We start from the raw sequence: 13,222 nt of genomic DNA, 5'->3' as shown, positions 1-13,222 counted from the left end.
TCGATGGTACTCCGACGATCGATTTCATTGCCAGGCGAACAATGCGCAACTCAATTCCGTACCATTGCTTTCGGGCCGACGGGGGACGGAACAAACCTGACGCTCGGTTATCGGTGGCCCGACGGGAGGTGTTACCGACTATTTGCGGCTCGCCGAGCCATTCGCGGATCCTCCCGCGCGGAGCGGCCGCCGGAGGGCCGCCGCCAGCGCCGCCGAAGCCGTCAGGACGACGAAAACCCGCTCCGGTGCGGGGCCTATTCGCGTCGCGAGCGTGCTGTCCGCGCGCAGCGGCAGCTCGGCGACCAGGGCGGCGGGCACGAATAACGCGGTTTCCTGCCGCACGCTGCCGTCGGCGGCGATAATGGCGCTGACACCCGACGTGGCCGCGACGACCAGGGCTCTGCCGTGCTCGACGGCACGGATGCGGGACATGGCCAGCTGCTGATAGGTCATCTCGCTGTCGCCGAAGGTGGCGTTGTTCGTCGGCACGGTGAGCAGCTGGGCACCGGCCCGCATCGCGTCTTCGAACGACCGGTCGAAGGCGACCTCATAGCACGTCGCGACGCCGATGTCGATACCCGCCGCGCGCACCACGCCGTCGCCATGTCCCGGCACGAAATAACCCGCGCGATCGGCGTATTCGGAGAAAAGCCGGAAGAAGCCGCGCATCGGCAGGTACTCTCCGAACGGCTGGATGATCTTCTTGTCGTGCCGCTCACCTGGGCCGTCCGCGCCGTTCCACACCATCACCGAGTTGGTCGTGGTCCGATCCGAGTTGATCAGCACGGCGCCGACCAGGATGGGTGCGCCGATCCGCTCGGAGGCCGCGGTGATCAGGGCGGCCGCGTCGGCGTTGCGCAACGGGTCGATATCCGAGGAGTTCTCCGGCCAGATCACCACATCGGGACGCGGAGCGCGGCCCGCCGCCACTTCGTCCGCCAGCTCTTCGGTGCGCCGGACGTGGTTGTCCAGCACCGCGCGCCGCTGTTCGTTGAAATCCAGCCCGAGACGCGGCACGCTGCCCTGGATCGCCGCGACCGTGACCATCCTGTCGCCCTGGTCCGGATCCGGCAGCGCGGACCGGAGCAGCAGGCCGGTGAGCGGCATGACGAGCACGGTGAAAGCCGCAGCGGCGTACCCGAGTCGGGTCACGGGGATGTGACGGTGAACCGTTGTCGCGGCAGTGCCGCCGGTCTCGGCATCGGCGGTCCGGCGCCTGTCATCGGCGGCTGCCGACCACAGCAAGGACGCGAATGCCGCCGCACCGGTTCCGGTCAGCGCCACCGCGAACCCGACCAGCGGGGCGCCGCCGACCGCGGCCAGCGAAAGGAACCAGCCGTCGGCCTGGCCGAAGGCCAAACGGCCCCAGGGAAAACCGCCGAACGGGAAGCTCGATCTGCCCCACTCGGCCGTGGCCCAGGCCAGGGCCACCCATAGGGGCCAGCCGGGCAACGTGCCGACGAGCCGGGCGAGCAGGCCGAAGACGCCCAGGTACAGCGCACAGACGGTGGACAGCGCCAGCCAGGGCAGCGGACCGACATAGATGCCCGTCCATGGCAGCAGCGGAACGAAAAACCCCAATCCGGCCAGGAACCCATAGCCGAAACCCGCCCGCAGCCGACCGCCGCCACGTACGGTGAGGGTCAGTATCGCGATGCCGACCGGGGCGAGAAACCACCACGGCCGGGGCGGGAAGCTCCCGAAAAGCAGCAGCCCCGCGAAGATCGCCGCCACCGAACGCGTCGCCACCCGGTGTCGGCGTAGCACTTCGGACACCTGCCGCACCGATCCGAGCACTCGCTCGCGCACCATCACTCGGCCACTGTCCGCCATCGGACCGGCGATGGCCAATCCGCCGCTGACCGCCTCCACGCCGGTCGGCACGAGGCGGACCGGCGCGACCGAGCCGGAACCCGTCCGTCGACGGAACGCGGTCGGCACTCGGACGTGGCGTTCGTCACACACGATGTGGCCGCCGCCATGTCCTGCGGGCGCGCGCAAATCTCGACGCGCCGGTGTTGGCGCGTCGGCTGCCCGGTAACGATCGCACTCCGCGCAACGGATTCGGCGGAGCAGCGGTGCAGAAAACCGCAGGCCACCACCGAACCGGAGTCAAGAGGCGTCCACCACGTAATCGCCGCAGGCCATCGGATCGTTAGCCGCCGTTTCTTCGAAGTCGGCGTTTCGGCCGTCCCGCCTCGGACCGATCGCCGAATATCAGCGGGAACCGGCGAACCGGCAGACCGCGGTCGCGGCAGGTCGACAAGCGATTCGGCCGCCGTACGTCGCGGACTCACCTTCCGGCAGGGGACGAGCTCGCGGCGCAGCGGAATCCACTCGGCAACCGGGGAGGCTACCGGCTCGACCCGCGCGGCTGCCTCCCGCCGCGACCACCTCGTCCGGTTTCCCGTGCGTGTTCGCCCGGAGAACCCATCCGATCGGCAAACGTGACGCCCTCCGCTTCGAGACCCCTGACTGACACTCAGTGCCATATCGACACCCGGTCCGGTGCGGTGCCACCGCTTCAGGCCCGTTGAGCGCGCCGAGCGCAAGGGGCCCCGCCGACCCACCCGAACCGTAATCATCTCGATGGAAGAGGCGGTGACATCCGCGAAGGGGCCCAAGTGGGTCAGACGCCACGAAACCGCCGCCGACCCGCCGCCTGGTCGCCACCGCACGCGGCCGGGCCACAGCGCAGTGCCGAGGCGATCGACGGACCGGCCGCGTTGTCGGCACTCGGCATCCGCCGCGACGCTGCCGCGTCCGAAATCCCCTGCCAGGCGACCGAGCGGAAGAAACTCGGTTACCGACTCTGAGCGGCAGCCGCCGACACCGTGTACTCCCTCCTCCGGCACACGCTCCGTCCTGGATGCCGATGAGCTGCCGAGCGTCGGCCGAGCAGCCCTCCCTTGGCCGACCGCACTGTGGTCGTCGGCGCCAGAGCGATGTTCCCCTGTCCAGCCGGGCCGCCCGTGGCGGCGCATGGAAGTCCCGGACACGGGCCGGTCGGGAGCAACCATGAGCTCCGCGATCGTCCGCTCATTGCGCATAGATCGTCACCCCGCGGTGGACGGTACGCAGGCATGTGGGCAGCGGCGCGCCGGCATCCAATGCGGGCAGCCCCGGCACGCGCGAGCGCGGGTCGGTGGACCAGCGCTGCACCGAATCCGCGGCCGCGGTGACGACGAGTTCGCCGGCATCCCAGATCGCGTACGACGCGGGCGCTCCGGGCACCAGGGTGCCCGCGACTCCGTCGCGAACGCCCCCGGCGCGCCAGGCGCCGCGCGTGGCCGCGGCGAAGGCGGCGCGCGGGGACAGGCCGTGGCCGGGTGTGCGGTGGTTGGCCGCGGCACGCACCGCCGCCCACGGATCGAGCGCCGTGACGGGGGCGTCGGAGCCGATCGCTAGGGCGACGCCCGCGGAAGCCATGGCGGCGAACGGGTTCAGCGTCGCGGCGCGCTCGGCCCCCAGCCGCGCGGCGTACATGCCGTCCGGTCCACCCCACGCGGCGTCGAATCCCGGTTGCACGCTGGCGATCACACCCCAGCGCGCGAGACGTGCGATGTGCTCGCCGTCCAGGAGTTCGGCGTGCTCGACGCGATGCCCGAGCGCCGCGATCGCGGGGCCGCCCAGTTCGGCGGCCACCCGTTCGACACCGGCGACGACGGCGTCCATGGCGGCGTCACCGATCACGTGGAATCCGGCCTGGATACCGGCGACGGTGCAGGCCCGGACGTGGTCGCTGATCGCGTCGGCATCGAGATAGCTTCGGCCACAGCCCGTTTCGTCGACGTAGGGCGCGCGTAGCCAAGCGGTGTGCGATCCGAACGACCCGTCCACGAACAGATCCCCGCCGAGGGCGTGCACACCGAGTTCGCCGACCAGGGCGCGGGCCTGCTCGGCGCTGCGCACCGCCTCGCCCCAGTAGGCCCGCACCTGGACCCCGTGCTCGAACTCGAGCAATTCGCGGACGTCGGCGCGGCCCGCGATCTCCGGGCCCGCGCATTCGTGGACCGCGACAACGCCGTGTGCGGCGGCGTGGTCCAGTGCCGCGGCGCGCGCTCGATCCCGTTGCGCCCGAGACAGACTCGTGAGCGCGGCGGTGCGCACCACGTGGTGGGCGGCGGCCCGCACCGGCTCGCCACGGGTGAATCCGTCGGCCGCAGTCAGCTCGGGCAGTGCGTCCAGCAGCGCCGAGGACGCCACCGCGGAATGCGCGTCCACCCGCGAGAGGTAGACGTGCCTGCCCGCGCCGGCCGCCGCGTCGATCTCCTCGACCGTGGGCGGCCTGCCCTCCGGCCAGGTGGTGTCGTCCCAGCCGTCGCCCAGTACCGCCCCCTCGGGGTGCGCCCGGGCGAACTCCCCCAGCAATCGCAGGCAGTGCTCGAGCGACCGGGCGGCCGAGAGATCGAGCCCGGTCAGCTTCAGACCCAACGCGGTGACGTGCACGTGCGGATCGACGAACGCGGGCGCGACGAAGGCGCCGTCGAGGTCCACGACCTCGGCGTCCGGATGCAGCGCGCGACCTGGTTGCTCGGCGCCCAGCCAGACGACGGTCCCGTCGCTCACCGCCATCGCCGTGGCGTCGGGCGAACTGGCACTGTAGAAACGACCGCCGATCAGCAACTGGGTACTCACGAGGCACCAGTCTGCCGTATGGCCGCTCCGGCGGTTTCGGTCAGCCGTTCAGCACGGGGTGACGCGCCAGATCCTCCGGCTGCGCCAGCACCGCCATCACCTCCGCGTACTCCGGCGGCGCACCTCCGGCACCCCCGGCCGCCGTGGGCAGGCAACCCGCCTCCACGGCGATCAGTTCCAGCCGCAGCGCCGCCGCCGCGAATCCGGAAATCGACTGTCCCGCAGCCGCCGCCGCTCGTTTCACCGCGGCGGCCAGCTCCTCGCTCACCGTCACGGTGAGTTGCTCGGTGGCCATCGCGCCACGATAGCCCGTCGCGACGCCGCACGGAACCGGGTGCGCCGAGTTCGCCGTCAGGGAGCGCTGATCGCGCGGCGCGCGGTGCCCCGGCCGTCGTCGTACCACTGCCCCACCACGACGCCGTCGACCACTTCGCCGCCCTCGACCACCACGCCACGGTAGGGAGCCGCCGCGACCAGCCTGCGGAAGCGCCGTGCGGCGAACGCCGTGACCAGGGGCCGTACCAGCAACCGCGTCGGCGGCAGCAGCAGGAGCAGGCCGAACACCGAGGTGACCAGGCCCGGCACGAACATCAGCACCCCGCCCGCCGCGACCAGGGCGCCGTCGGCCACGGCGGTCCCGGGAGCCACTTCCCCACGCGCGGCGCGGCGGAACTGCTCGAACACCCGCCGCCCCTGCGAGCCGACCAGCAGCATGCCCGCGGCCGATCCGGCGATGAGCAGCAGGATGGTCGGCAGCACGCCGATCAGCTGACCGACCGCGACCAGCGCGGTGACTTCGACGACGACGTACAGCACGAACAACAAGGCGGGCATGGCGATCCTTTCGGACGATCTACCCGGTCAACGTCCCACATCGGCGTTTTGCTCCCCGATTCGCCTGATAGGTCGCTGAGATCCGTCTCGTCTCAGCCGCCCGGACGCACCAATCCGGTCTCGTAGGCCAGCACGACCGCTTGAACCCGGTCGCGCAGACCGAGTTTGGTGAGCACCCGGCCCACGTGCGTCTTGACCGTGGCCTCCGACAGGTACAACTGTTCGGCGATCTCGGCGTTGGAGCGTCCGGCGGCGATCTGCTCGAGCACTTCGCGCTCGCGGGCGGTGAGCACGTCGAGCACGCCCGGGTCGCGGGTACGCGCCGGGTTCTCCGCGATGAGCCGGTCCAGCAGGCGCTTGGTGACCTTCGGCGAGACCACGGCGTCACCGGCGGCGACGCTGCGGATGGCCGAGACCAGGTCCTCCGGCGGCGTGTCCTTCAACAGGAACCCGCTCGCCCCCGCGCGCAGCGCGCCCAGCGCGTGCTCGTCGAGGTCGAAGGTCGTCATGACCAGCACCCGGCTGCCGTGCCCGGCCTCCACGATGCGGGTGGTGGCGACGACACCGTCCACCACGGGCATCCGCACGTCCATCAGCACCACGTCGGGTCGCAGTTCGGCCGCGGCGGCGACCGCGGCGGCGCCGTTGGCCGCCTCACCGATCACGTCGATGTCCGGGTGCGCGCCGAGCACCATCTTCAATCCCATCCGCATGAGTTCCTGGTCATCGACGACGAGAACGGTGATCGGCACGTCCCCAATGTAACGTGAACGCCTCGGCGCACCGGACGACCTGCGTGGGACGGTTCGCACCGTCGCCGATCCTCCTGCGCCGCAGCGGTTTACGCGACGTGCGCCGGGGGTTGGTGACCAGGCTCACTCACCGAGGCCGGACCGCAGCGGGATGCTCGCGTGCACGCGCCAGGCTCCGTCGGCGTCGCGGCCCGCGTCCAGGCTGCCCCCCAGCACGGCGACGCGTTCGCGCATCCCGACCAGGCCGAGCCCGCTGCCCTGGATGCGCGCCGAGTCGTGCGGCGCTATCCCGCCGGTGTCGGTGACGTCGATCAGCACATCGGCGTCGGTGCGGCGCACTCGCACCCACGCCTTCGGGTGCGGCCCCGCGTGCCGCAGCGTGTTGGTCAGCGATTCCTGCACGATGCGATGCACGCCCAGACTCACCTCGGGCGCGATGTCGTCGAGTTCGCCGCTCAGCTCGAGCTCCACGGCCAGACCGGTGCCGCGCATCATCTCCACGACCTTGGCGATGCCCGCGGTGCCGTGCTGGGGCAGTTGGTCGGGAGCGTGCTCGGTGCGCAGCAGCGCCACCGTCCGGCGCAGTTCCCGCAGCGCTTCGCGGCCGGTCCCCGCGATGGTGCCGAGCGCCTGTTCGGCCGCGTCCGGGTCGCGGCGCAACGCGTATTTCGCGCCATCGGCCTGCACGATGATGACGCTCACCGCGTGCGCCACCACGTCGTGCAACTCCCGCGCGATGCGGGTGCGTTCGGCCGCGACGGCGTCGTGCGCGCGACGCTCCTTGTCGTAGTCGGCGACCGCGAGCCGGGCCGCCACCTCGGCGTCGTAGGCGTGCCGCGCGCCGATGAACTCCGCGAGCGTCCAGCACAAGGCGTAGAACATGACGGTGAACACGCCGTCGGACCCGGCGGGTTTCCCGATGGCCACGATCGACAGCGCGAGGTCCACCGCCAGGCCGAGCCCGTACCACAGTCCGGCCCGCCTGCCGACGTAAGCGACCAGCGTGTACAGCATGATGCCGTGGGACAACTGCGCGATGTGGTCGGCGTCGTCCTCGGCGAGGAAGCCCACCAGCGTCTCGGTCAGCGACAGCGCCAAGGTGAGGGCCGCCATGGCCCGGGGGTACACCCGCCGCAGCGTGAGCGGTAGCGGCAGCAGCACCCCGACAGCCAGATAGGCGAGCTTGTTGTGGGCGTTACCCACGCCGATGACCTCGAGCAGCACGAAAATCGCCGCCAGCACCGAATCGGCCACGACGGGCTTTCCCCGGAGCCACAGACTGAAACGACGCACGGGATCAGCCTAGGTGCGACCGGCACGCGGGCAGGACGGCCCGGCGGGCAGATCTCCCTCGCGCGTACACCCGGCGTGGCCCGGATCCGGGTCTGGTTGTCTGACGTCGTGGAGATCGGAGACTGGGCGGTTTTGTTGACGGCGGCGACGGCCGCGGGCTGGGTGGACGCGGTGGTGGGCGGGGGCGGGCTGATCGTGCTGCCGACGCTGTTCGTGGTGGCGCCCGGTATCGCGCCGCAGACCGCGCTGGGCACCAACAAGCTCGCCGCGGTGGCCGGGACGAGCGCGTCGGTGCTGACCTTCGCGCGCAAGGTGCCGATGCGCTGGCGGGTGCTGCTGCCCGCGGCGGTGATCGCCGCGGCGGCGGCCGCGGTGGGCGCGGCCGCGGTCTCGCTGATCGACCGCGAACTGTTCATCCCGATCGTGATGGTGGTGCTGGTGGGCGTCGCCGTGTTCGTCACGCTGCGCCCGTCGATCGGCGTCACCCTGGCCACGCATCCGCCCACCCGGCGCAAGGTGGTTCTCACGGTGGCGCTGGCGGCCGGGTTGATCGGCTTCTACGACGGGCTGCTCGGGCCCGGCACCGGCACGTTCCTCATCATCACCTTCGCGACGCTGCTCGGCACCGAGTTCGTCCGGGCCGCCGCCATGGCCAAGGTGATCAACTGCGGGTCCAACCTCGGCGCTCTGTTGTTCTTCGGGGCGACCGGGCACATCCTCTGGGCGCTGGGCGCGGGAATGGCCGTCGCGAACGTCCTCGGCGCCGTGGTCGGCGCGCGCATGGCGCTGCGCAAGGGCGCCGAGTTCGTGCGCATCGTGCTGCTGGTTGTGGTGATCGGGATGGTGATCCGGCTGGGCTGGCAGCAGTTCGGCTGATCAGCCCACCGGTTCGGCGCGTTGGGCGAGCCAGGGTCGCAGCACCTGCGAGGTCGTCTCGTGGATCCTGCGCTGCAGGCGCTCGGCGTCCTCGACGCCGGCCACCGGTTGCTGGAACAGCACCGTCAGCGCACCCGACACCGCGCCGACGACCGCGCCCACCAACGCGGCGGCGCCGACCTCGTCGAGTTCGGCGGGGAACGCCTTGTGCAACTGTCTGGCGATCTCACGCTGGGTGACCAGCTGGGCGTGCGCGGCGCGGCCGCTCACCGCCGGGACGGTCCGCGACACCTCGGCGCGCAGCGCTCCGATCCGGGCGTAGAGATCGTCGACGAGGTGCTCACCGGGATTGTCGCCCGCGGCACGCAGCGCGCGCAGCAAGACCTCGACCGGGCGTTCTCCGGGACGTCTGCCCGCGATGGCCACCACCGCCGCGCGCACCCGCTCGTCGGATTCCGGGAAGAGCAACTCTTCCTTGCTGGCGAAATAGTTGAAGAACGTGCGGGTGCCGACGTCCGCCGCGGCGGCGATGTCGGCCACCGTGGTCTCCTCGTAGCCTCTGGTCTCGAACAGCTCGGCTGCGGCTTCCAGGATGGCTCGGCGGGTACGTTCGCGTTTGCGGTCACGAAGGGCGGATGGCGGCACGCGGGCACAGTACGGCATCCGGCGAGCAACACGCCGTAGGCGCGAGTGTCCCGCGCGCCGTTCACCCTGCGCCGCGCCACATCCGGCGCGCACCGGCACGCGATGCGTTTTCGCACAGCGTGTGATCACCGCGCGGGCACCGGCTAGGTTGGTGCGGGTGAGCATCGCGACTTCCAGAGACGTGGACGCCGAGTTCCTCGACCTGCCCTTGGCCGCGCTCGCCGACGCCGCCCTGAGCGCGGCCACGGCAGCCGGCGCCCAGCACGCCGACCTGCGGGTGCATCGCCTGGTCACCCAGTCGATCCGGTTGCGCGACGGCCGGGTCGAGGCCGTCACCGACAGCACGCGGCTCGGCTTCGCCGTGCGGGTGATCGTCGACGGCACGTGGGGTTTCGCGTCGCACGCCGCGCTGACACCCGCCACCGCCGCGGAGGTGGCGCGCACCGCGGTCACCGTCGCCACCACGCTGCGCGCCCTCAACCGCGAACGCGTCGAACTCGCCGACGAGCCGCGCTACGCGGGCGCGCGGTGGGTCTCGGAGTACGACATCGACCCGTTCACCGTGCCGACCGGCGAGAAGCTCGCACTGCTGCAGGACTATTCGGAGCGCCTGTCGCACGCCGACGGGGTCGACCACGTCACCGCGAGCGTGCTGCAGGTCAAGGAGCAGACCTACTACGCCGACACCGCTGGGTCCTCGATCACCCAGCAGCGGGTGCGGCTGCACCCGAGCCTCGAAGCGATCACGGTGGACACTTCGGCGGGAGTGTTCGAGACGATGCGCACACTGGCGGCGCCCGCGGGCCGCGGCTGGGAGTACGTCACCGGCGCCGACGGCGTGTGGGACTGGGACGGCGAACTCGCCCGGATCCCGGAGTGGCTGGCGGAGAAGGTGAAAGCGCCCAGCGTGCAGGCCGGGCCTACCGACCTCGTCATCGACCCGACCAACCTGTGGCTGACCATCCACGAGTCCATCGGCCACGCCACCGAGTACGACCGGGCCATCGGCTACGAATCCGCTTACGCGGGAACCTCGTTCGCCACGCCGGACAAGCTCGGCACGCTGCGCTACGGCACCCCGATCATGCACGTGACCGGCGACCGCACCGAATCGCACGGGCTGGCCAGTGTCGGCTACGACGACGAGGGCGTCGCCGGGCAGCGCTGGGATCTGGTCCGCGACGGGGTCCTGGTCGGCTATCAACTGGACCGGGTGTTCGCGCCGCGTCTGGGTTTGCAGCGGTCCAACGGCTGCTCGTACGCGGACTCCGCGCATCACGTGCCGATCCAGCGGATGGCCAACGTCTCGCTGCAACCCGACCCGGACCGCGACACCAGCACCGAGGAGCTGATCTCCCGCGTGGAAGACGGCCTGTACATCGTCGGCGACAAGTCGTGGTCGATCGACATGCAGCGCTACAACTTCCAGTTCACCGGGCAGCGGTTCTTCCGCATTCGCGGCGGCAAGCTGGACGGCCAGGTGCGTGACGTCGCCTACCAGGCCACCACCACCGATTTCTGGGGTGCGATGGAAGCCGTGGGCGGGCCGTCGACCTGGCAGCTCGGCGGTGCGTTCAACTGCGGAAAAGCGCAGCCCGGCCAAGTCGCCGCGGTCAGCCACGGCTGCCCGTCGGTGCTGGTGCGCGGCGTCAACATTCTCAACACCCGGACGGAGGCAGGCCAGTGAGCGACGATCTGTTCCCCGCGAGCGTGACCGTGGAGCGGGCGCTGGCGCTGTCCCGCGCCGACGAGGCGATGGTGATCGTCCGCGACGAGCACGAGGCGTCGTTGCGCTGGGCCGGGAACTCCATGACCACCAACGGGTCCTCGGTGTCGCGGGACTGGGCGGTGATCTCGGTGTTCCGCGAGGGACCCACCCTCGCCCGCGTCGGCACGATCGCCTCGACCAGCGTCGACCCCGAGGACATCGAAGCCGTCGTGCGCGCCAGCGAGGCGGCGGCGCGCGACGCCGAACCGGCGCGGGACGCGATGCCGCTGCTGGAGCCGGACACCGTCGACGACGACTGGACCGCTCCGGCCGGTAGCACCGGCATCGAGGTGTTCACCGGCTTGGCCGACGGCTTGGCCGACGGCTTCGACAGCGCCGATCGCCTCTACGGTTTCGCGCACCATCAGATGCACACCACCTGGCTGGGCACGTCGACCGGCATCCGCCGCCGCTTCGTGCAGCCCACCGGTTCGGTGGAGATCAACGGCAAACGCGGCGAGGGCGCGGAGCTGGCCAGCGCGTGGGTCGGCGTGGGCACCGCGGACTTCACCGACGTCGACGTGTCCGGCCTGCTCGCGGACCTGTCCCGACGGCTGGACTGGGCCAAGCGCAAGGTCGAGCTCCCCGCGGGCCGCTACGAGACGTTGCTGCCGCCCTCCACCGTCGCCGACCTGATGATCTACCTGGCCTGGTCGATGGAGGGGCGGGGCGCGCAGGAGGGCCACACCGCGTTCGCGCGGGCCGGCGGCACCCGGGTCGGCGAGCGCCTGAGCGATATCCCGCTCACGCTCTACTCGGATCCGCGCGCTCCCGGGCTGGAATACCGCCCGTTCGTGGCGGCGACCGCGTCGTCGGAATCGATGTCGGTGTTCGACAACGGCTTGGCCGCCGAACGCGTCGACTGGCTGCGCGACGGCGTGATCTCCGCGCTGATCTATCCGCGCGCCACCGCTGCCGAGTTCGGCGCACCCGCCACTGTCCCGGGCGAGAACTTGCTGCTCACCGGCGGTTCCGAGGCCACCATCGACGACATGATCGCGCGCACCGAACGCGGCTTGCTGTTGACCACGCTGTGGTACATCCGCGAGGTGGACCCGGCCACGCTGCTGCTCACCGGTCTCACCCGGGACGGGGTCTATCTGGTGGAGAACGGCGAGGTGACCGCCGCGGTGAACAACTTCCGGTTCAACGAGAGCCCGCTGGACCTGCTCCGGCGGGTGAGCGAGGCGGGCGCCACCGAGCTCACACTGCCGCGCGAATGGAAGGACTGGTTCACCCGCACCGCCATGCCGCCCTTGCGGGTTCCCGACTTCCACATGTCGTCGGTGAGCCAGGCGACCTGACGCCGCGGGTCAGGCCGCGGGGCTGATCTCGATGCCGATGGTGCCCGACTTGCCGCGCCGCAGATTGCTGCCGAGGATGACCAGCGGGCCGGTGAGCCAGTACTTGCGCCGCAGCAGCTTGCGCACGTGTTCGGTGCCCTCGGCATCGAGGAGCCGTCCGGTCCCTTCGATCACCGCACCGCGCGGTTTGCCGCTCGCACTGCACGGTTGCAGGGTGACCGCCGGATTGCGGCGCAGGCGCTTGACCTTCCAGCTGTCGGTCACGGTCCAGACGTACAGTTTGCCGTTCTCGGACACCGCCCACATCGCGGTGCCGACGGGAGTTCCGTCCTTGCGGAAGGTGGTCAGCAGCACGTAGTCGGCCTCGGCGACGGCGTCCAGCGAATTCGTCATGCGGGCAGCGTATCCCGCGTGCCGTCGCGACGAGCGGCGCGGGAAGGCGGCTCCGCTCGACGCGCGGACGTCCACAGCCGTGACCTACTCCGGCATCCGGTACTCCCCCGCTTCCAGGCGCGCCAGCACGCCCTCGGTCCACGTCGACAGGTTCCCGAACACACCGCTCCACAGCTCCAGCAGATCGGTCGCGTGCGGCGCTTCGTAACGCCCAGGGTAGTCCGGGATCATGGCGAGCAGGTCGGCACGCACTTCCTCGCTGCGGCGGCGCTGTTCGCGCAGCTTCGCGATGACGTGCGCCCTGGGCAACGCGTCCATGAAGGCGATGCCCGCCCCCAATTCCTCCATATCGACGCTGACCAGCGCTTCGTCCATCAGCCGGTGGAACTCCGCCACACCCGCCTCGGTCAGCTCGAACAGCGTGCGCCCCGGGCCCTGGTCGCTGGCCTGGGTGCCGAACGCGCTCAGCTTTCCCTCGTGAGTCAGCTGCTTGAGGGCGTGGTAGATCGAGCCCGGCTTGACGTTGGTCCAGGTCTCGGCACGCCAGGACAGCAGTTCCTGGCGCACGGCGTAGCCGTGGACGGGCTGGCGTAGACGCAGCACTCCCAGCACCAGCAGGCGCACCACCGACATCGCGCGCTCCTTTCGCTCGGAACGCATGGTAGTCAAGTTTGACTTCCACGATCGAGCCGCCCTACGCTTTGCTAGTCAAAATTGAC

At 70.8% G+C, this 13,222-nt stretch carries 12 protein-coding genes; 3 read left to right on the top strand and 9 right to left on the bottom strand.

Translation table 11 applies throughout. From position 1 onward, the window contains the following. Positions 1 to 138: 138 nt before the first annotated feature. From lnt to QMG86_RS12030, 6 genes are all read right to left on the bottom strand, one after another. Positions 139 to 1,812, bottom strand: a complete 1,674-nt coding sequence (gene lnt, locus QMG86_RS12055; protein WP_281880920.1) for an apolipoprotein N-acyltransferase — start codon at positions 1,810 to 1,812, stop codon at positions 139 to 141. 1,227 nt (positions 1,813 to 3,039) lie between these two features. Next, positions 3,040 to 4,638, bottom strand: a complete 1,599-nt coding sequence (locus tag QMG86_RS12050) for an amidohydrolase (RefSeq protein ID WP_281879543.1) — start codon at positions 4,636 to 4,638, stop codon at positions 3,040 to 3,042. A 40-nt stretch (positions 4,639 to 4,678) separates the two neighbouring features. Beyond that, positions 4,679 to 4,933, bottom strand: coding sequence for a hypothetical protein (locus QMG86_RS12045; RefSeq protein ID WP_281879542.1), 255 nt, complete (start codon positions 4,931 to 4,933; stop codon positions 4,679 to 4,681). A 56-nt stretch (positions 4,934 to 4,989) separates the two neighbouring features. Then, entirely contained in the window at positions 4,990 to 5,472 is a 483-nt protein-coding gene (locus QMG86_RS12040) for an FxsA family protein (RefSeq protein WP_281879541.1), read from the bottom strand. A gap of 92 nt (positions 5,473 to 5,564) precedes the next feature. Beyond that, positions 5,565 to 6,224, bottom strand: coding sequence for a response regulator (locus tag QMG86_RS12035; protein WP_159844273.1), 660 nt, complete (start codon positions 6,222 to 6,224; stop codon positions 5,565 to 5,567). A 123-nt stretch (positions 6,225 to 6,347) separates the two neighbouring features. Then, complete coding sequence (locus QMG86_RS12030) at positions 6,348 to 7,517, bottom strand: sensor histidine kinase (protein WP_281879540.1); 1,170 nt, start codon at positions 7,515 to 7,517, stop codon at positions 6,348 to 6,350. A 108-nt stretch (positions 7,518 to 7,625) separates the two neighbouring features. Between QMG86_RS12030 and QMG86_RS12025 the strand changes: the two genes are divergently transcribed. Next, on the top strand, positions 7,626 to 8,393 hold the full coding sequence (locus QMG86_RS12025; RefSeq protein WP_039798343.1) for a TSUP family transporter: 768 nt from the start codon (positions 7,626 to 7,628) through the stop codon (positions 8,391 to 8,393). Here QMG86_RS12025 and QMG86_RS12020 read toward each other — a convergent pair whose 3' ends face one another. Next, on the bottom strand, positions 8,394 to 9,038 hold the full coding sequence (locus QMG86_RS12020) for a TetR/AcrR family transcriptional regulator (RefSeq protein WP_281879539.1): 645 nt from the start codon (positions 9,036 to 9,038) through the stop codon (positions 8,394 to 8,396). It lies immediately after the preceding gene. Positions 9,039 to 9,195: 157 nt separating this feature from the next. Here QMG86_RS12020 and QMG86_RS12015 point away from each other — a divergent pair, with 157 nt between their 5' ends. Both QMG86_RS12015 and QMG86_RS12010 read left to right on the top strand, forming a co-directional pair. Then, the gene (locus QMG86_RS12015; RefSeq protein WP_434086173.1) at positions 9,196 to 10,725 is read left to right on the top strand and encodes a TldD/PmbA family protein; all 1,530 of its coding nucleotides are present in this window, start codon (positions 9,196 to 9,198) and stop codon (positions 10,723 to 10,725) included. A 68-nt stretch (positions 10,726 to 10,793) separates the two neighbouring features. Continuing rightward, entirely contained in the window at positions 10,794 to 12,110 is a 1,317-nt protein-coding gene (locus tag QMG86_RS12010) for a metallopeptidase TldD-related protein (RefSeq protein WP_281880917.1), read from the top strand. Between the two features lie 9 nt (positions 12,111 to 12,119). Here QMG86_RS12010 and QMG86_RS12005 read toward each other — a convergent pair whose 3' ends face one another. Together QMG86_RS12005 and QMG86_RS12000 are read right to left on the bottom strand one after the other, a co-directional pair. Then, positions 12,120 to 12,503 (bottom strand): PPOX class F420-dependent oxidoreductase, encoded by a 384-nt coding sequence (locus QMG86_RS12005; RefSeq protein WP_281879538.1) that lies wholly within the window; start codon positions 12,501 to 12,503, stop codon positions 12,120 to 12,122. Positions 12,504 to 12,587: 84 nt separating this feature from the next. Then, positions 12,588 to 13,163: a PadR family transcriptional regulator gene (locus QMG86_RS12000; protein WP_281879537.1), complete on the bottom strand. Its 576-nt coding sequence runs from the start codon at positions 13,161 to 13,163 to the stop codon at positions 12,588 to 12,590. Between the last annotated feature and the right edge of the window lie 59 nt (positions 13,164 to 13,222).

It is taken from the genome of Nocardia sputorum, from assembly GCF_027924405.1.
Lineage (GTDB): Bacteria > Actinomycetota > Actinomycetes > Mycobacteriales > Mycobacteriaceae > Nocardia > Nocardia sputorum.
The sequence above is the reverse complement of the archived record's forward strand: the minus strand, read 5'-3'. Positions and strand labels throughout refer to the sequence as shown.